Source organism: Nostoc sp. DedQUE08, from assembly GCF_034530895.1.
Lineage (GTDB): Bacteria > Cyanobacteriota > Cyanobacteriia > Cyanobacteriales > Nostocaceae > Nostoc.
On record NZ_JAVRCD010000009.1, the window covers coordinates 23353 to 41977 of the forward strand.

Consider the following 18625-nt stretch of genomic DNA (forward strand, 5'->3'; position numbering starts at 1 on the left):
GACCAATGACCAATGACCAATGACCAATGACCAATGACCAATGACCAATGACCAATGACCAAATGTTGTGATATAATTTCCAATCTTGGGAGTAGATATGTGTTAATGCTAGCTTTTGTGCGCTAGGATAAAAAAGGATGTTTTGTGTAAGCTGCCATAGTACTGCCTACATAAAGCATCGCGCTTGTCACACCACCTTTACGGAGACTAGAACCAGGAACAAATCAGCATGGTCAATCAGAATTTAACCGCTACAGAAATTGGATTCACTCACGAAGATTTCGCTGCTCTACTTGACAAATACGATTATCATTTTAGCCCTGGCGATGTTGTGCCAGGAACAGTTTTCAGTATAGAGCCGCGCGGCGCTCTGATTGACATTGGTGCTAAAACCGCAGCATATATACCTATACAAGAAATGTCTATTAACCGGGTGGATAGCCCGGAAGAAGTATTACAGTCAAACGAAACGCGCGAATTTTTCATCCTTACCGATGAAAACGAAGATGGTCAATTAACCCTTTCCATTCGCCGTATTGAATATATGCGGGCCTGGGAACGCGTGCGGCAGTTGCAAGCAGAAGATGCTACTGTCCGTTCTGGCGTATTTGCAACCAATCGCGGTGGAGCATTGGTACGAATTGAGGGATTACGTGGCTTTATCCCAGGTTCCCACATTAGTACTCGCAAACCTAAAGAAGAATTGGTAGGTGAGGATCTGCCATTGAAATTCCTAGAGGTAGACGAAGAACGTAATCGCCTCGTTTTATCTCATCGTCGGGCGCTGGTTGAGCGCAAGATGAACCGCCTAGAAGTCGGCGAAGTAGTAATTGGTACTGTTCGTGGTATCAAACCCTACGGTGCTTTCATCGACATTGGCGGCGTCAGTGGTCTACTGCATATTTCTGAGATTTCTCACGAACATATTGATACACCTCATAGCGTGTTCAATGTCAATGATGAAGTGAAAGTTATGATCATTGACTTGGATGCAGAAAGGGGTCGCATTTCCCTATCTACCAAGCAGCTAGAACCAGAACCCGGCGACATGATTAAAAACCGGGATTTGGTCTACGATAAGGCGGAAGAAATGGCTGCTAAGTATCGCGAACAGCTATTAGCCAAGCAGCAAGGTGCTACTGCTGCGGCTGCACCTGCGGAAGTTCTTGCAGACGAAGATATTCCACCAGCAACAGAGCTTGACGAAGATATTCCACCAGCAACAGAACTTGAGGAAGATATTCCAGTCGTTGCGGGAATTGAAACAGAGATTCCAGCAGCAACGGAAATTGAAGAGGAAATTCCAGCAGCTATTGAAGAGTAATAGATTTTTTATAGTTTTACTTGTTTTGAAGTAAGAGTATTAAATCATTTTTATAAAGAGGGTTTTTCCCTCTTTTTTTATGTGGAGAATCGGTGAAAGTTAAGAATTGGAAGTAGTAGAAGTTAAATATTATGGCAACCATTAAATGTAAAAATATCACTTTTAGTAATATCCAGGCAATTTTGTTTGATAAAAACGGTACTCTAGAAGATTCAGAAACGTATTTGCGATCGCTAGCACAAAAGGCAGCAAGATTAATAGATGCTCAAATTCCTGGAACTGGGGAACCCCTATTAATGGCATTTGGCATCAATGGCAATTTTCTAGATCCCGCAGGTTTAATATCAGTAGCAAGCCGCCGCGAAACAGAAGTTGCGGCTGCGGCATATATTGCCGAAACAGGAAGAGGATGGTTTGAGTGCTTAAAAATAGCCCGTCAAGCTTTGGATGAAGCGGAAAAATACATTGGAGAAACTCCTTCACCACTGTTTGTAGGTAGCCTAGAAATTTTGAAATACCTGCGGGAGGGTGGTCTAAAACTTGGCATTCTCTCGGCTGCGACAACTGAAGAAGTACGCAATTTTGTAGCCAATCACCAATTAAGTAATTATATCCAGTTGCAAATGGGCGTAGATGAAGGGCCCAGTAAACCAGATCCAGTGCTATTTTTGCAAGCTTGCCAAGCTTTGGGAGTTGAACCGAATGCTACCTTGATGGTGGGTGATGCAGTTGGTGATATGCAAATGGCGCGTAATGCTAAAGCCGCAGGTTGTATTGGTATCACTTGGATAGGTAAGTCAGATAATGTCCGAGGTGCGGATGTGGTGATTAATCAACTTGATGAAATCAAGATTTTAGAGGATTAATTTAATGCGAGTTCGATGAACTCAAAAACGGCATTTGGGGCGTTTTCTGACACATTAGTTTTCAGATGACACAGAAATCATCTATGTCACAGAATATCTGTGTCAAGTCAAGTCAATATACCGTAGTGTCTGTCTGTACCTGAGAAGCTTTCTATTTTATTCGCAAAAATCATCTCAAATTAACATATCAATATAATTTTGCAATCTTTCTTTAGATAGATAGTTAAAGAGATCCGTAATATCTCTCATAGAATAAAATAATAAATTTTTTAAAATCAGGGTAAACGCATTTAAATTCTGTAATCCATAGCCAACAAGGATTTCAAATTTTATTTCCAAAAATAAATAATGTTTTAAACCTTGGCTGAGTAAGCATTATACAAATAAGATGCGTTTGTCCTGTTTTTGAGAATAAGGACATTGCAATTTCGATCGCAGTCTCAACTAATTTTCGATCGTTTTTTATTGGTGGAAGCGCATGAATTTTCAAAGCTCTGCTTCACCGGTCATCATTTCTGATTCTAATGATGTCAAAGCTGAAATGTCTTATGTTCAGGGGATAGAGTATTTAATTGAGGTTGTTCAAGCATTGTCACTAGCACGGACGCTAGAACAAATCATGGAGATTGTACGAAAGTCTGCGCGTGAGTTGACTGGGGCAGATGGGGCTAGTTTTGTACTACGAGATGGAGATCAATGTTATTACGCAGATGAAGATGCGATCGCTCCTTTATGGAAAGGACAACGTTTCCCGATGAGTATTTGCATTGGTGGGCATACAATGCGAAACTGTCAGCCCGTTGTGATTAGCGATATTTATGGAGATGAACGGATTCCATTTGCAGCTTACCAACCAACTTTTGTCAAAAGCTTGGCAATGGTGCCGATCCGAACGTGTAACCCCATTGGTGCAATTGGAACATATTGGGCAACGTTACATCAGCCAACAGAAGAAAAAGTAAAGCTATTACAGGCATTGGCAGACACAACAGCTGTCGCAATGGAAAACGTGCAGATTTATAATGAATTAGAACAAAGAGTCCACAATCGAACTGCTGCATTAGAAAAAGAAATAGAGGGGCATCAAAAAATTGAGGCAGAAGTTAGGCGCTTATCTCTAACAGATGAATTAACTGGAGTGTATAATCGACGAGGCTTTTTTCTATTTGCAGATCAGCAATTAAAACTAGCCCATCGGCTACAAAAGCCCTGTTGTCTCTTATTTATAGATATAGATGGATTGAAGCAAATCAATGATACCTTTGGACATGAAGTTGGAGATCGGGTAATAGTAGACGCCGCAGAATTACTAAGTCAAACCTATAGAGATTCTGATATCGTTGCCCGATGGGGGGGTGATGAGTTTGTTGTATTCATTCCGAAATGTTCAGATCGTACGAATGCAATTAGTGTTCGCCTACAAACTAACATTGATTTATTTAATCAAAATTCAAGTAGAAGTTATCATCTATCAATGAGTATTGGAGTTCAAGAGTGCGTTATCAATGAAGATGTTTCATTGGAAAAACTCATATTCCAGGCAGATGAGTTGATGTACCAGCAAAAACGTGCCAAGCGAAGTTCTAGCAATAACAACAGCAGCTTTTAATCCTTTAATAAAGCATATCTAATGTTAATACTCAGCTTTTTTATCTCTTTTTTCATTCCTGACAGTTCTTCCGCTATCTTGACCTAATTCTCAATTTACACTTTTTAGCTTTGTATTCGTTTAAATTACGTTAATTTCTGGAGATGATGTTGGCATCCTAAATTAGGATTTTGCAGTTGATTGCTGGACAATATCATCAATTTTTTAGTTAAGAGTTTTAAGTATAAGTTCCTGCTCTCTCACTTTTTACCGTCACAGGTTCTGACTCTATATCCTCTATCTTATTAAACTCTCCAGCTTGCCAGCTATCTGTTGTATCTTTGATAAAGCTGGCAATAGGGATCGCAATTAACAAACCCAGTACTCCTCCTAACTTTGCGCCCAGCAATAAAGAAATCACCACCCACACAGGATTTAAGCCAGTCAAATTGCTGAGAATTCGAGGTGCAATAATATTAGAATTAATTTGATCGATCGCAACAGCTACACCTAAGACTTCCACCCCTAACCAAAAATTTTGCAGCGCTACCAACAAACTTACTATGGCAATACCTACCCCCGTACCAAAGGGGAAAAGTGAAAATAAGCCAATACCAATACCAAAAAGTAAAGCTAGGGGAACTTGCAGCGCCAAAAACACCAGAGTAATTGTCACCCCTAACACAGCTCCCAATGTTGCTTGACCGATGAAGTAATTGTGGAAATCCTCTCGCAGTAATTCCCGTACTCTTGGCCCAATATTAGGGGGAAACCACTGAAAAATTCCGTCCCAAAGACGTTCACCATTCAATATTAAGTATATAGTCAGCACTACCGCCAGCAGCACATTGAGGACAATACCAATGGTATCGACAGCAAAACCAAGAATTCTACCAGTAAAGGACTGAAGTTGGTTAGATAATCGTTCCAGAACTTGGGTGAATAAACCACTTAAATTAATCGGAAGTTGCTGTTGACTTAACGCCCAATCTTGAAAAGCTTGCAGCTGCTGAGTACCAGAATCAATCCAACTGGGCAAAATATTAGCCAGTTCAACGAGTTGTTGAATAATCAGGGGAACTAAGGTGATGCCTAAAGCTACTAAAACCACCAGAGTCAAAAGTAACACTCCCCCGATCGCTAAGTTGGGTTTCACTCCTTGTTCCTGGAGAAACTGGATTGGATAGTTCAAGACAAAAGCTAGTAGGATGGCGGCGGCAATAATGCTAACTAAGGGTTGAAAATACTGTATAAGTTGGAGCAATAGCCAGCCGTTGAGAATGGCAATGGGAAATGCCATTCCTATAGTTAACCATCGCGGCAGTTTGTTTGCTGATTGCATTAGCGATCACCTCATAAGAGTTTTAACTTTATTTTGGCTTCTAGGGATGTGGGGAGATGAGGAGCAGGGGAGCAGGGGGGCAGAGGAAGAATTTCTAACTCTTGACTTAATGTCCAATGACAAATGACAAATGACTAATCCCCAAATTATGTTGGATTTTTCTCAATAAAATCCAACATAATTTTTTGATGCATTGCCCCTAAAGGTCGCACTTCGCCAGCATTTTGTGAATAATAGTTACCTTGGCGAATATCTTCTGGCGTAAATAACGCCATATCCCAGCCCTCATTCAGAACCAGTTGATTTAATTCCACCAAGAGTGGTGCATGAAAGACATGACGGACAACTCTTTCATTGGGATAACAGCCAAATTCAACAAAGGGTGGTAGATCATAGCCGATTTCTTCTAAAATTTCTCGTTTTACCGCTACATCTGGCGTTTCACCAGGTTCGATGTGACCGCCAAACAGCGCCCAGTAACCGGGGTAGAGAATACCGGGGATGTTGTCACGCAACTGCATGAGAAACTTGTTTTTATGGTAGAGAATTGCGATCGCTACGTGCACCTGTTGATTGTTCATATCTTTATTTTTAATTTTTAATTATTCTTCTTCTAAATAAACTTCCCCCAATTCTTTGCCAGCTAAGGGAATACTTCGGTAGCGAACTTTACCCTTAATTACAACTTCTGAACCTTCACCCAGATTTTTTTGATTGGTGACAACCCAAATTTTGCCCGTTGAGTCCTTAATTTTATAAGCCCACTGTTCGATCAGGGGAGCTTGCTTTTCTACCTGACCTTGGATGTAAACTATAGCCTGATTGTCTTGTTTTGGTTTAATCTCTCCAATTGGAGTGACATTTGTACCAATTTTTAAGCCAGCACCACGCAAACCAGGCGATGTCAAGTTACCACAACTACAAAGTCCTGCGATCAGGAAAAAAATTAACCCCAAACGGTAAGGAACAATACTGTGCCCGTACAAGAACGAAAGAGATAAATTTCTTATTTGTCGCATAAAAGCCACCGATTTATTTTGGGTATCGGGCATTGGGCATTGGGCATTGGGCATTATTCTTCTCCTGCTCTTCCCCACTTCCTAATTCTTTATTCTTCAGATGATGCCGTTGATCTGAGAAAATAAACATTATGAATTTACTGTGAGAGAAACGCTACGACATCAAACAGCAACACAATAATAGTCGAAAGTCAAGAGTTAAGAATCAATATTTTCATTTTGGACTTTGGACAAAAAGCGAACATAGCTGGGAATTTTCATGGAAACCAAAACTGCCAAAATCCTTGATGGGAAAGCATTAGCTGCAAAAATTCAGCAAGAACTTTCTGTTGCCATTACACAATTACAACCAAAAATTGGACGACCACCTGGTTTAGCAGTGTTGATGGTTGGTGATAACCCAGCGTCAGCCGCTTATGTACGCAATAAAGAAAAAGCCTGCGCTAAAGTTGGGATCGCTTCTTTTGGTAAGCATTTTCCTGCCGAAACTACTCTCCAAGAGTTAGAAGAGGTAATTGCTGCACTCAACCACGATAAAAGAGTGGATGGCATTCTTGTGCAATTGCCCTTACCTAACCACCTGGATGCTGTAACTCTGCTACATCAAATCGATCCCGATAAAGATGCTGATGGACTGCATCCAGTTAACTTGGGGCGACTAGTACGGGGAGAAACTGGGTTACGTAGCTGCACCCCGGCTGGTGTGATGCGGCTTTTAGAAGAATATGAGATTCCTTTGCAGGGAAAACAGGCAGTAGTGGTAGGGCGCAGTATTTTGGTGGGTAAACCGATGGCGCTGATGCTATTAGAAGCTGATGCCACAGTCACGATCGCTCACTCGCGATCGCATGACCTCAAAACCATCACCCAAAATGCTGATATTCTAATTGCAGCAGTAGGTCGTCCCGGATTGATCTCTGCTGATATGGTGAAACCGGGCGCTGTTGTGGTAGATGTGGGGATGAATCGCGTCACCGATGCTAATGGCAAAAGTCGTCTCATTGGCGATGTCCATTTGGAATCCACCGCTGATGTCGCAGGATTTATCACCCCAGTTCCTGGTGGTGTCGGCCCGATGACTGTTGCCATATTGTTGGAAAATACATTTGCTAGCTATTCTAGAGCGGCAAAAGAAGAAAGAGAGTGAGGAGTGAGGAGTGATGAGTTAAAAGTTGAAAGCGATCAGTTAAAAGTTAAGAGTTGTTAACTCCTAACTCCTAATTCCTAACTCCTAACTCTTAACTCTTCATTTTTTTCAGTCCCCCAGCACCTTAAAATTGTGACGTATAAGGCAAAAATCGCAAAATGTCAGGAATTAAAGAATGGTAGCAACTGATAACGTCCAAAAGACACCACCAGAAGAAGCCACATTTAACTTAGCAGCTTATTTAAAAGAGCGACAAAAGCTTTGTGATAATGCTTTGGATCGGTCTATCTCAGTCATTTATCCAGAAAAGATTTATGAGGCGATGCGCTACTCGTTATTAGCTGGAGGTAAGCGTGTACGTCCCATTCTTTGCCTTGCCACCTGTGAAATGATAGGTGGAACCATTGACATGGCCATGCCAACAGCTTGTGCTGTGGAGATGCTCCACACAATGTCGTTGATACATGACGACCTACCAGCGATGGATAATGACGATTACCGTCGTGGAAAGCTGACGAATCATAAAGTCTATGGGGAAGATGTAGCGATTTTGGCTGGGGATGGCTTGTTGGCTCTTGCTTTTGAGTCTGTTGCCATTCAAACCCCCCAAAGTGTTAAGAGAGAGGTGGTCTTGCAGGTTATTGCCCGTCTTGGCCGAGCCTTAGGGGCAAGTGGTTTGGTCGGCGGTCAAGTTGTCGATTTAGAGTCGGAAGGTAAATCAGATATTTCCTTAGAAACCCTAAATTTCATTCATAAACACAAAACAGCCGCCCTGTTGGAAGCTTGCGTAGTTTGTGGCGGGCTGATTGCTAATGCATCACCTGAAGATGTGCAGCGACTAACCCGTTATGCTCAAAATATTGGGCTAGCATTCCAAATCATCGATGATATTTTGGATATCACTTCTACCCAAGAGCAATTAGGTAAAACAGCTGGCAAAGACCAAAAAGCTCAGAAAGTTACCTATCCCAGCCTGTGGGGACTTGAGGAATCGCGATCAATTGCCCAAGAGCTAGTTAAAGAAGCTTGTGTGGAATTAGAACCATTTGGAGACAGAGCTAAACCACTCCAAGCGATCGCTCATTTTATTATCAGCCGTAATAACTAGTAACGCTTTGGGTAATTCGTAATTCGTAATTCGTAATTCGTAATTCCTATACCGCAAGCGTTTCATTGATTGGGAATGGGTGGTTTATTTACACCATACTGTACTACTACTGCCCAACGAAATTAAAAATTCACTGATTCAAAATTACAAAAGCTTACTTGATAAGCTTTTAGGTTATTTTGAATCGCTGGTCTTTTTCTAACGTGATAGATTAATTTGGGATTTTGGGTTGAATCTAAATGTTTCCTCAACCAACAACTGCTGCTAATATTTACTAACCTAACCAAAATAACATGCAGGACATAGGCAACATTTTAGACAACCGGGTGCTGCTGGTTGCTCTGGTAGCTTGTTTAATTGCTCAAGCATTAAAGCTCGTAGTTGAGATCGTCAAACATCGCAAACTGAATGTGCGTGTTTTGGTGACAACCGGAGGTATGCCCAGTGCCCATTCGGCTCTGGTTACGGCTTTAGCCGCTGGTGTAGGGCAAACACTGGGTTGGGCATCTCCTGATTTTGCCGTTGCGATCGTTTTTGCCATCATTGTCATGTATGATGCAGCCGGAGTTCGCCAAGCAGCTGGCAAGCAAGCTCGTATTCTCAATCAAATGATTGATGAATTATTCCATGAAAAACCAGACTTTAGCCAAGACCGTCTGAAAGAATTACTCGGACATACACCAGTTCAGGTAATCGCTGGATCGGCTTTGGGTATAACCATCTATTGGTTAGCTAGGTCTGCTTATTAAACTAGAGTAATAAATCTTTGTTTGAGGGGCTATTGATAATTAATAACTGGTAATTTGTCAATCAATTTTGGATTTTGGATTTTAAATTTACCCCGTGAATAAATTTAGGGAATTAAGAATGAAAGGATTTGTTCCAAAGAACTTATTTCACGCAAAGCGAGTATAAATATATTCGCTGAAAACCCTTTGAAATTTGGAATTTAAAATCACAAATTAATTCAATTGACAAATTACCACTCTGGTAGACCGCATCAAGATACCACTGAACTTAAGATCGCTAAAACCGCACAGTCGAGCGCAGCAGAATCACTTTACGACTATCTACTAGGCTGGCAACGAAACCGCCATTGTTTAGCTTTTGCAATGTATTATACGCTTCAGTTTGGTTAGTGGTATAAACTGCTAGCAAGTAAGGGCGTTGTCCATAAGAAACAAAACCGACGTTACCTCCGACCACTTGCTGCACACTATTTACTAATTCTGGACGGTTGTAATAATCTACCAGTACTGCATAACCTTCTCCTAATGCTTGAGGATTATAGCTGACTGTCTGCTGAGGTGGTTTGGGCTGTGACTGTGGCTGTGACTGTGGCTGCACATCTGCCGTTGTCGTTGGTCGAGTGGTAATTATGGCAGATAAGCCAACAATATTGCTGACATATCTTGCCCAACGATTGGCATCATCAATTTTGTTAAAGCCTCCGACTCGCGTCACGGTTTCGTTGAGATATTTGCAGGTGATAGTTTTAAGTTCAGGTGGTAAAGCGCTACGTAACTGCTTTTGATTATTTGCTGTGGGACTGACTACTAATAAAAGATACTCACCCGCATTTGGTGGTTGACAAGAGGGAATGGTTTTTTGAGCAAGTACAGAACTCATGCCACCAATCAACCCTACAATCGCTAATCCTAAAACACTTGGGAAATTCTGAAATCTATGCACAAAAGTTAGATTATGTAAATTAAGGTGTCCTAGAAGATTTTATAAGAAAAAAGCTGAAAACCTAGCTACTTCAGTATGGTGATGAAATATGTGTCAAAAAATATATTTTGTTACTCAAAAATAAAATCAGGGAGTGGGGGAAGAGGCAGAGGGGCAGAGGGGCAGAGGGGCAGGGGAGCAGAGCAGACAAGGGGACAAGGGAGAATTATTGAACAATCTCCCTTGTTTCCCCATCTTCCTTATCTTTTCTCCATGCCCAATGTCCAATGCGCTATGCCTAAGATACGGTAGTAAGCGATGCCAAAGCATCTGGTATTGCCTCAGAAGGAGCCTGGAATTCGCCAGTAATAACGTACTCTAAACGCAGTTTTAACCAAGTAATAAATTGAGGATTTGTAGAAATAATTGCTACTGCTGGTTGGGGACATTTTGCTTTTAGCTCTTTAAACTGCGGTGTTTCCAAGAAAGCTGGTTGCTCAACTAACCAAAAATCTATTTCTTTTTCTTGTTCGTGGTAGTTACGGGTGCGTTCTTTGAGAACTTCGTGTATCGGTTCTTCTTCGAGAAGAAAGCGGTGACTTGCCAAAACGTAATGGTATGTTTGCATTTTCATCCTTTGCTTGCTATGTGAATAATTTCAGGGCACAGTGACTCTGTACCCTGACAAAACTAACTAACTTTTCTGGGATTTCTTGAACCAAGAACTGAACGGACAAGCACTTTTCTGGTTTTCAGATTTTGTCTGTTTGCCACCAGATGTTAGCTTTTCCAAGAACAGATTATTGTCGAAGTAATGTTCTAAGGAAATAACCTTCAAGTCATCGGTAACTTTTGCAATGCTCATACCGATAATTTCTATTGTTTCTCCAGTAGGTGCATGGTCTTTATATTCTCCGTTAAAATGTCCCCAATGCCGCCATTTAAATGTTACATTCGGTGGCCCTGAGAAAACTTCCAGCACTTCCCAAGGAAATCCTTGAGGAAATGTTGTGTGGAAGACTTTTGCGGATGATTCAAAGCTTTCTTCTGAAGCTTTGTAATGCTCTGAATCAGGCATAAATAGATTGTAAGTACCTTGGGCTGATAAATCTGCTGCGGTATACTCTACTCCGCCATTGGTACTGACGCGAAAGTTGTCATTCACAATAGATAACCACTCTTGCGGGTTAGCTTTGAAGGATACCTCCATCTCGAAGGTTCTCACCAAGTTTTGCACGATCGCTTCCAGTGTTCCTTCAAGATGATTATAGATACTTTCTTTAGCAAGATTCTCTTTTGAACGGGAATAATCAGGCGGTGTCTGATAGCGCCACTTGACATCAGTACTTTCTGCTATCACCTTATCCCGATCCTGTACCCAAAGTGGCAGGTTGTTAGATTGTGTTGCGCTCATAGAAGTTTTTGCTGAAGATTCGATCCCAATTTCTAGATTTCGCAGTGACAACCCCTCTTTTTATATAGGGAGCAGGGAGTAGGGGGCAGGGGAGCAGGGAGATGAGGGAGCGAGGGAGTTAGGGGACAAGGAGACAAGGAGATAAACAAAACTCCTAACTCCTAACTCAGCACTCAGCACTCCTAAAGCCCAATGCCCAATGCCCAATGCCCAATGCCCAATGCCCAATGCCCCATGCCCTATTCCCCATCCCCCCTTATAGCTTGTTTCATCTCGCGGACTGCCCTTTCCATACCTACTAATGCTGCCCGACTGATGATGGTATGACCAATGTTCAGTTCTTCCATGCCTGGAAGCGCAGCCACCGGATAGACGTTCCAGTAGGTGAGTCCGTGACCAGCGTTAACTCGCAATCCGGCTTGAATCGCTTGTTCACACCCTTTTGCTAATATGGCTAATTCTCGCTGGCGATTTGTTTCATCTTTAGCCTCAGCATATTGTCCGGTGTGCAATTCAATAAACTGCGCCTGTGTCTTGACAGATGCTTCAATTTGTGCTGGTTGGGCATCGATAAATAAACTAACTGGAATGCTAGCGCTTTGCAATTTATCGACTATCTCACCTATTCTAGCAATTTGGAGGGCAATATCTAGTCCGCCTTCTGTTGTGACTTCTTCGCGCTTTTCGGGGACTAAAGTCACGTAATCTGGTTTGATATCGAGAGCGATCGCCAGCATTTCATCTGTAGCGGCCATTTCTAAATTAAGATGCGATCGCACTGTTTGCCGCAATATCCGCACATCCCGATCTTGGATATGTCGCCGATCTTCACGCAGATGCACCGTAATTCCATCTGCACCTGCTAATTCTGCCAGTACCGCCGCCGCTACTGGGTCTGGTTCCACTGTCCGCCGCGCTTGCCGGATAGTGGCGATGTGGTCAATGTTAACGCCAAGTGTAGGCACCCCAAATTTCTCCCAAATCCACAGTCCTTAGAATTTGATTTTACTGGAAATAGCGTAGTTTTGCTGAAGGAGCTACAGATAGATTACACGCGTACAATGCGATTGTTTAAAAGAAAACTGAGTTAGCAAAAGCTTATTCTTGGGCAAACTACTTTAAATAAATAGCTGATTTCACAAGAGTTGATGAAGTATGAATACAGCAGTTGAGCCGATGGACAAGCTTTTGAACTATCAAATTAGCGAACAACTTTATGCAGGCTCTAGAACCGTAGTTTACCGTGCTATTCGAGAGGCGGATCGACTTCCGGTTGTGATTAAACTGCTCCAGCAAGAGTATCCTAACTTCAATGAACTGCTGCTGTTCCGTAATCAGTACACTATTGCTAAAAATCTTGACCTACCCGGTATTGTTCATCCCTACAGCCTGGAACCTTACCGCAACAGCTATGCTTTGGTGATGGAGGATTTTGGTGGTATTTCCCTCAGAGATTGGCTCAACCAAAAAATGGCCAGCAATCAATATACTTTGACAGAGTTTTTGGATATTGCGATCGCTCTAAGTAATATTCTTGACGGACTATACCGCCATCAGGTTATCCACAAAGATATTAAGCCTGCCAATATCCTCATCAACCCGGAAACTAAGCAAGTCAAGTTAATTGACTTTAGTATTGCCTCTCTTTTACCTAGAGAAACCCGCGAAATTCACAGTCCCAACGTCTTAGAAGGTACTCTCGCTTACCTTTCTCCAGAACAAACCGGGCGGATGAATCGTGGAATTGACTATCGCAGTGATTACTATTCCCTCGGCGTTACCTTCTATGAATTGCTGGCTGGACATCTGCCTTTTGAGTCTAACGATCCGATGGAGTTGGTTCACTGTCATATTGCAAAGCTTCCAGAGCAATTCAAAATTCAAGTTGCGCTGGAAGCGCACCAAAGGTGCGACTCAAAATTCAAAAATGAAGAATCTATTCCCGAAGTTCTTTGTGGGATTGTGATGAAATTGATGGCGAAAAATGCTGAAGACCGCTATCAGAGTGCATTAGGGCTGAAATTTGATTTAGAAAAATGTTTGTCTCAATTGCAAGAAATTGGCAGGGTTAAATCCTTTCAATTGGGTGAGCGGGATATTTGCGATCGCTTCATCATCCCAGAAAAGCTCTACGGTCGCCAAGCCGAAGTTCAAAATTTACTGGATGCCTTTGAGAGAGTCAGCCAGGGAAGCACTGAAATTATGTTGGTAGCGGGCTTTTCTGGCATTGGCAAAACTGCTGTGGTGAACGAAGTCCACAAGCCAATTGTGCGACAACGGGGTTATTTCATTAAAGGTAAATTTGACCAGTTCCAGCGCAACATCCCTTTCTCTGCCTTTGTGCAAGCCTTTCGAGACTTAATCAGGCAACTGCTAAGTGAAACTGACGCCCAATTCCAGCAATGGAAGCGCAAAATTATTTCTGCTTTGGGTGAACACGGACAAGTGATGATTGAGGTGATTCCAGAACTGGAAAGTATGATTGGTAAACAGCCTCCTGCGCCAGAACTCTCTGGTGGTGCAGCCCAAAATCGCTTCAATTCGCTGTTTTTGAAATTCACTCAAGTCTTCACTGCATCAGAGCATCCATTAGCGATCTTTATTGACGATCTGCAATGGGCAGATGCTGCTTCTTTAAACTTAATGCACTTGTTAATGAGCGAAGCTGACATCGGCTATTTATTGTTAATTGGTGCTTATCGAGATAACGAAGTCAACCCAGTACATCCCCTGATACTGACTTTAGAAGAGATTCAAAAGTTAGATGCTACAGTCAATACGATTACTTTATTACCTCTCGATCGAGTTTCTATCAATCATTTGGTTGCAGATACATTGAGTTGCTCTTTAGCTTTAGCCACACCTCTAACAGAATTAGTATTGAGCAAAACTAAAGGAAATCCTTTCTTCAGCACCCAGTTTCTCAAAGCGCTACATCAAGATAAACTAATTACATTTAATTTTAATGGTGGTTATTGGGAATGTGATATTGCTCAGGTGCGATCGCTCGCTCTTACCGATGATGTAGTAGAGTTTATGGCAATTCAGCTTCAGAAATTGTCAGCAAAAACTCAAGAAGTTTTGAAGTTAGCGGCTTGTGTAGGAAATCAATTTGATTTAGCGACGTTAGCGATCGTCCATGAAAAATCCCAAGTCGAAACAGCCGCAGACTTTTGGAAAGCTTTGCAAGATGGGTTGATTATTCCTACCAATGAAGTTTACAAGTTCTATCATGACGAGTCTGAATTGAGAATTCAAAACTCCGAATTTCAGCAACACAATTTTCCTGATTCTTGCTCTTACAGATTTCTTCATGACCGCGTTCAGCAAGCGGCTTATTCTCTTATCCCTGAATCTCAACGAAAAGCTACTCATTTCAAGATTGGGCAATTACTGTTAAACAATACATCACCCGAAGAGCTTGAAACCAGCATTTTTGATATTGTTAATCAGCTAAATGAGGGAATTGACATAATTGATGGGCAATCTCAAAGATATGAACTTGCTCAACTGAATCTAATTGCTGGTAAGAAAGCAAAAGCTTCTACTGCTTATAAAGCAGCCCTAAAATATTTTACATTGGGTAGAAGCTTGCTGATAGCAGAAAGTTGGTTAGTTAATTATAAAATTGCATTTGAATTACATCGAGAATCCGCAGAATGTGAATATCTAACTGGCAGCTTTGACCAAGCCGAGAAATTATTTGAGATAGCGTTAGCTCAAAGCCAAGATAGGTTTGAGCAAGTAGAGATTTATAGGATTCAGATGTATCTGAGAATGACTCAGGGTGAAAATATAGCAGCTAGTATTGAAGCTGGAGTAAAAGGTTTGAGCATTATGGGAATGAATCTGCTAGTCACTCCTGAAGAACAGCAAGCTGTTATCGAAACCGAACTTCAAGAATTAAAAGCTAAACTGCAAACGATTCGCATATCAGATTTATTCGATCTGCCTGAGATGACAGATTCAGAGAAGAAGGTTTGTATGGGTATTTTAGCTGACCTTTGGGCAGCAGCTTATATGGGAGGAGATCGATACCTCAGTTGCTTGGTTCCTCTATTAACGATCAATTTATCGTTTAAATATGGCAATGCAGAAAGCTCTGGTTTTGCTTACTGTATATATGGGATGAGTCTGGCAAATCAAGGAAATTATCAAACTGCTTATGAGTTCGGTACATTAGCACTAAAACTCGATCGTCACTTTAATAGTACTCAATTTATTTTTAAGACCAATAATATCTTTGCACACACGATTAATCCCTATAATCAGCATTTGAAAACGAATTTGCCACTTTCTCAACAATCATTCCAAATATGTCAAGAAACAGGAAATTTGGTGTTTGGTGTTTGGGCCGTTTCGTTTTTGATTTGGGCGATGTTAATTAAAGGCGATCGCCTCTCAGATGTTTACGCGGAAACTGAAAAATATCTGAGTTATGTCCAACAGGTTAATGATGCCAATATGCTATATGCATTTACTTTACAGCAGCAGTTTTTATTAAATCTGCAAGATATATCTAAAAATACCGATTTATTAGGCGATCGCAACGACGAAGATATTCCCTATATCGAAGTATGGAGACAGAAAAATAACTTCGATCATGGAATTAATTGGTACTGCTTTCTTAAAATCCAATTGTCGTACCTTTATGGTCGTTACGTAGATGCTGTGCAAGCAGCAGAAGAAGCTGAGAAAACTCTTGGTTGTAACTCTGGTTTTTTCCCAATTATTCAGTATCATTTCTATTATCCACTCAGCTTGATAGCTCTTTATCCCAATGTGACATTAGAGAAGAAAAAGCAGTATTGGGACATTATTCGAGAGCATCAACAAATTCAGAAAAACTGGGCGAATAGTTGCCCAGACAACTTTCTACATCGATATCTCTTGTTATCTGCGGAAATAGCAAGAATTTCTGGTAAATATATGGATGCAATCGAGTCATACGATCGCGCCATTGCTAAAGCCAAAGAAAACGAATATGTCAACGAAGAAGCTCTCGCCAACGAGCTTGCAGCCAAGTTTTATTTAGAATGGGGCAAAGAACGCATTGCTCAAGAGTATTTAATTAATGCTTACTATTGCTACACCCGTTGGGATGCTAAAGCTAAAGTCGATGACCTAGAACAGCGTTATCCACAACTGTTAGCCCCAATTTTACAACAGAGGCGATCGCCACTCACACCCAATGACACAATCGCAAATATTGACAGCATTACTACCTTCCACCCAAGCATTCATAAATCAGTAACATCTAGCAGCAATACATCAGTAATGCTAGATTTGGCAACAGTTTTAAAAGCTTCTCAGGCTCTCTCCAGTGAAATTGAATTAGATAAATTACTTACGAAGCTGCTACAAGTAGTGATTGAAAATGCTGGAGCAGATAAGTGTGCATTACTACTGCTTAAAGAAGATAGATTGCTAGTTGAGGCGATGGCTCAAGTTGGGCAACAATCAACAGTGTTACAGTCCATTTTTGTGGAAGATAGTGCAGACGTTCCCCATAGTCTAATTTACGCCGTTAAACGTAACTTGCAATCTACCGTTATCTTTGATACAACATTGCATCCAGCGCTAATAGCCGATCCCTATATTATTCGTCAGCAACCCAAAAGCTTGCTGTGTACGCCGATTCTCTATCAAGGAAAACTCTTAGGGATTTTATATTTAGAAAACAATCTGATGACTGGGGCGTTTAGTAGCGATCGCGTCGAAATTCTCAATCTATTATGTACTCAAGCTGCAATCTCCCTAGAAAACGCTAGGCTTTATCAGCAAGCACAAGATGCTCTAGAAAACTTGGGACAGACGGAACAATTTTTGCGGTTAATTATTGACAATATTCCACAATCTGTTTTCTGGAAAGACTGCAATAGTGTTTATTTAGGCTGTAATCATAAATTTACGCAAACTTGGGGTCTAGGAATGCCAGAAAATGTTATTGGGAAAACAGATTATGACCTTCGCTGGACTAAGGAGCAATCAGATTTTTTTGTAGCGCGCGATCGCCGCATTATTGAGTCTGGGGAAGCGGAACTCAACATTATCGAAACCGTGCAGCAAGTAGATGGAACACAAAAGTGGTCTAATACAAATAAAATTCCTCTAAAAGATAGAGAAGGAAACGTTTTTGGCATTCTAAGCACATCTGAAGACATCACTGAACGCCAACAAGCACAACAATTGTTACAGCAGCAAAAACAACAGTTGGAACAAGCGTTGGAAGAACTCAAAACGATGCAATTGCAAGTGGTGCAAAATGAAAAAATGTCTGCTCTTGGCAATCTGGTAGCAGGTGTTGCCCATGAAATCAACAATCCTGTAGGCTTCATTGCTGGTAATATTGAACCTGCCAAAGATTATGTTAAAGATTTGTTTGGACTAATTAATCTTTATCAACAAAAGTTTCCCAATCCCAGTTTAGATATTCAAGATGAAATTGATGCCATCGACTTGAATTATTTACGCGAAGATTTGCCTAAATTACTAGACTCGATGAAATTGGGTGTTAACCGTATTCGTAGTATCAGTACCAGTTTGCGAACCTTCTCCAGAGCAGATAAGGATTATAAAGTTCCTTTTGATATTCACGAAGGGATTGACAGTACTATTCTGATTCTCAGACACCGTTTAAAAGCTAATGAAAACCGTCCAGCAATTGAGGTAGTGAAGAATTATGGCAAGCTACCCCTAGTGGAATGCTTTGCGGGACAACTTAATCAAGTGTTTATGAACTTGTTAGCAAATGCCATTGATGCGCTTGAACAATACAATACAGAACGCAGTTTGGAAGCGATTCTTGCCAACCCCAATTGCATCACTATTCAAACTCGTGTAGTAGATTCAGGTCAAAATGTTTTGATTAAGATTGCTGATAACGGGGTGGGGATGCCACCGGAGGTTAAACAAAAAGTGTTTGACCATTTGTTCACTACCAAGGCTGTAGGAAAAGGCACTGGATTAGGATTAGCGATCGCTCGTCAAATTGTGGTAGAAGCACATGGCGGTTCGATCTCTTGTACTTCCGAACTTGGAAAAGGTACAGAGTTTGTCATTCAAATCTCTACTCAACAACAATAATGAGTGTTGAGTACTGTTAGCGATAGCGGAGTGTTTAGCCCGTGCTGAGTAATTTCCACT

General features: G+C 41.3%; 14 protein-coding genes. 7 read left to right on the plus strand and 7 right to left on the minus strand.

Translation table 11 applies throughout. The features are described 5' to 3' along the window. Nucleotides 1-229 precede the first annotated feature (229 nt). The 3 genes from RMY64_RS08305 to RMY64_RS08315 all read left to right on the plus strand — a co-directional run bounded on the left by RMY64_RS08305 (nt 230) and on the right by RMY64_RS08315 (nt 3799). Complete coding sequence (locus RMY64_RS08305) at nt 230-1324, plus strand: 30S ribosomal protein S1 (protein ID WP_322672058.1); 1095 nt, start codon at nt 230-232, stop codon at nt 1322-1324. Nucleotides 1325-1455: 131 nt separating this feature from the next. Continuing rightward, nucleotides 1456-2190, plus strand: a complete 735-nt coding sequence (locus tag RMY64_RS08310; RefSeq protein ID WP_322672057.1) for an HAD family hydrolase — start codon at nt 1456-1458, stop codon at nt 2188-2190. 478 nt (nt 2191-2668) lie between these two features. Further along, nucleotides 2669-3799: a sensor domain-containing diguanylate cyclase gene (locus RMY64_RS08315; protein ID WP_322672056.1), complete on the plus strand. Its 1131-nt coding sequence runs from the start codon at nt 2669-2671 to the stop codon at nt 3797-3799. Between the two features lie 217 nt (nt 3800-4016). Here the strand turns inward: RMY64_RS08315 and RMY64_RS08320 are convergent, their stop codons facing one another. From RMY64_RS08320 to RMY64_RS08330, 3 genes are all read right to left on the minus strand, one after another. Further along, nucleotides 4017-5120 carry an AI-2E family transporter gene (locus RMY64_RS08320; protein ID WP_322684948.1) on the minus strand — a complete coding sequence of 368 codons (1104 nt, stop codon included), beginning with the start codon at nt 5118-5120 and terminating at the stop codon, nt 4017-4019. Between the two features lie 146 nt (nt 5121-5266). Continuing rightward, complete coding sequence (locus tag RMY64_RS08325) at nt 5267-5701, minus strand: NUDIX hydrolase (RefSeq protein ID WP_322699799.1); 435 nt, start codon at nt 5699-5701, stop codon at nt 5267-5269. Between the two features lie 21 nt (nt 5702-5722). Continuing rightward, nucleotides 5723-6193: a hypothetical protein gene (locus RMY64_RS08330; protein WP_322699800.1), complete on the minus strand. Its 471-nt coding sequence runs from the start codon at nt 6191-6193 to the stop codon at nt 5723-5725. Between the two features lie 205 nt (nt 6194-6398). Between RMY64_RS08330 and folD the strand changes: the two genes are divergently transcribed. From folD to RMY64_RS08345, 3 genes are all read left to right on the plus strand, one after another. Further along, nucleotides 6399-7286: a bifunctional methylenetetrahydrofolate dehydrogenase/methenyltetrahydrofolate cyclohydrolase FolD gene (gene folD / locus RMY64_RS08335; protein ID WP_322690895.1), complete on the plus strand. Its 888-nt coding sequence runs from the start codon at nt 6399-6401 to the stop codon at nt 7284-7286. 175 nt (nt 7287-7461) lie between these two features. Beyond that, entirely contained in the window at nt 7462-8394 is a 933-nt protein-coding gene (gene crtE, locus RMY64_RS08340; RefSeq protein WP_322684944.1) for a geranylgeranyl diphosphate synthase CrtE, read from the plus strand. 293 nt (nt 8395-8687) lie between these two features. Next, the gene (locus tag RMY64_RS08345; protein ID WP_094350479.1) at nt 8688-9143 is read left to right on the plus strand and encodes a divergent PAP2 family protein; all 456 of its coding nucleotides are present in this window, start codon (nt 8688-8690) and stop codon (nt 9141-9143) included. A 277-nt stretch (nt 9144-9420) separates the two neighbouring features. Here RMY64_RS08345 and RMY64_RS08350 read toward each other — a convergent pair whose 3' ends face one another. The 4 genes from RMY64_RS08350 to RMY64_RS08365 all read right to left on the minus strand — a co-directional run bounded on the left by RMY64_RS08350 (nt 9421) and on the right by RMY64_RS08365 (nt 12444). Further along, nucleotides 9421-10086, minus strand: coding sequence for a hypothetical protein (locus RMY64_RS08350; RefSeq protein ID WP_322690896.1), 666 nt, complete (start codon nt 10084-10086; stop codon nt 9421-9423). 277 nt (nt 10087-10363) lie between these two features. Next, nucleotides 10364-10693: an MgPME-cyclase complex family protein gene (locus RMY64_RS08355; protein ID WP_322672049.1), complete on the minus strand. Its 330-nt coding sequence runs from the start codon at nt 10691-10693 to the stop codon at nt 10364-10366. A gap of 66 nt (nt 10694-10759) precedes the next feature. Then, nucleotides 10760-11479 carry a SnoaL-like polyketide cyclase gene (locus RMY64_RS08360; RefSeq protein ID WP_322672048.1) on the minus strand — a complete coding sequence of 240 codons (720 nt, stop codon included), beginning with the start codon at nt 11477-11479 and terminating at the stop codon, nt 10760-10762. A gap of 239 nt (nt 11480-11718) precedes the next feature. Further along, nucleotides 11719-12444, minus strand: a complete 726-nt coding sequence (locus tag RMY64_RS08365) for a pyridoxine 5'-phosphate synthase (RefSeq protein ID WP_322672047.1) — start codon at nt 12442-12444, stop codon at nt 11719-11721. A gap of 190 nt (nt 12445-12634) precedes the next feature. On the opposite strand from RMY64_RS08365, the gene RMY64_RS08370 reads away from it, so the two are divergent. Next, nucleotides 12635-18565, plus strand: coding sequence for an AAA family ATPase (locus RMY64_RS08370; RefSeq protein WP_322699801.1), 5931 nt, complete (start codon nt 12635-12637; stop codon nt 18563-18565). Nucleotides 18566-18625 lie beyond the last annotated feature (60 nt).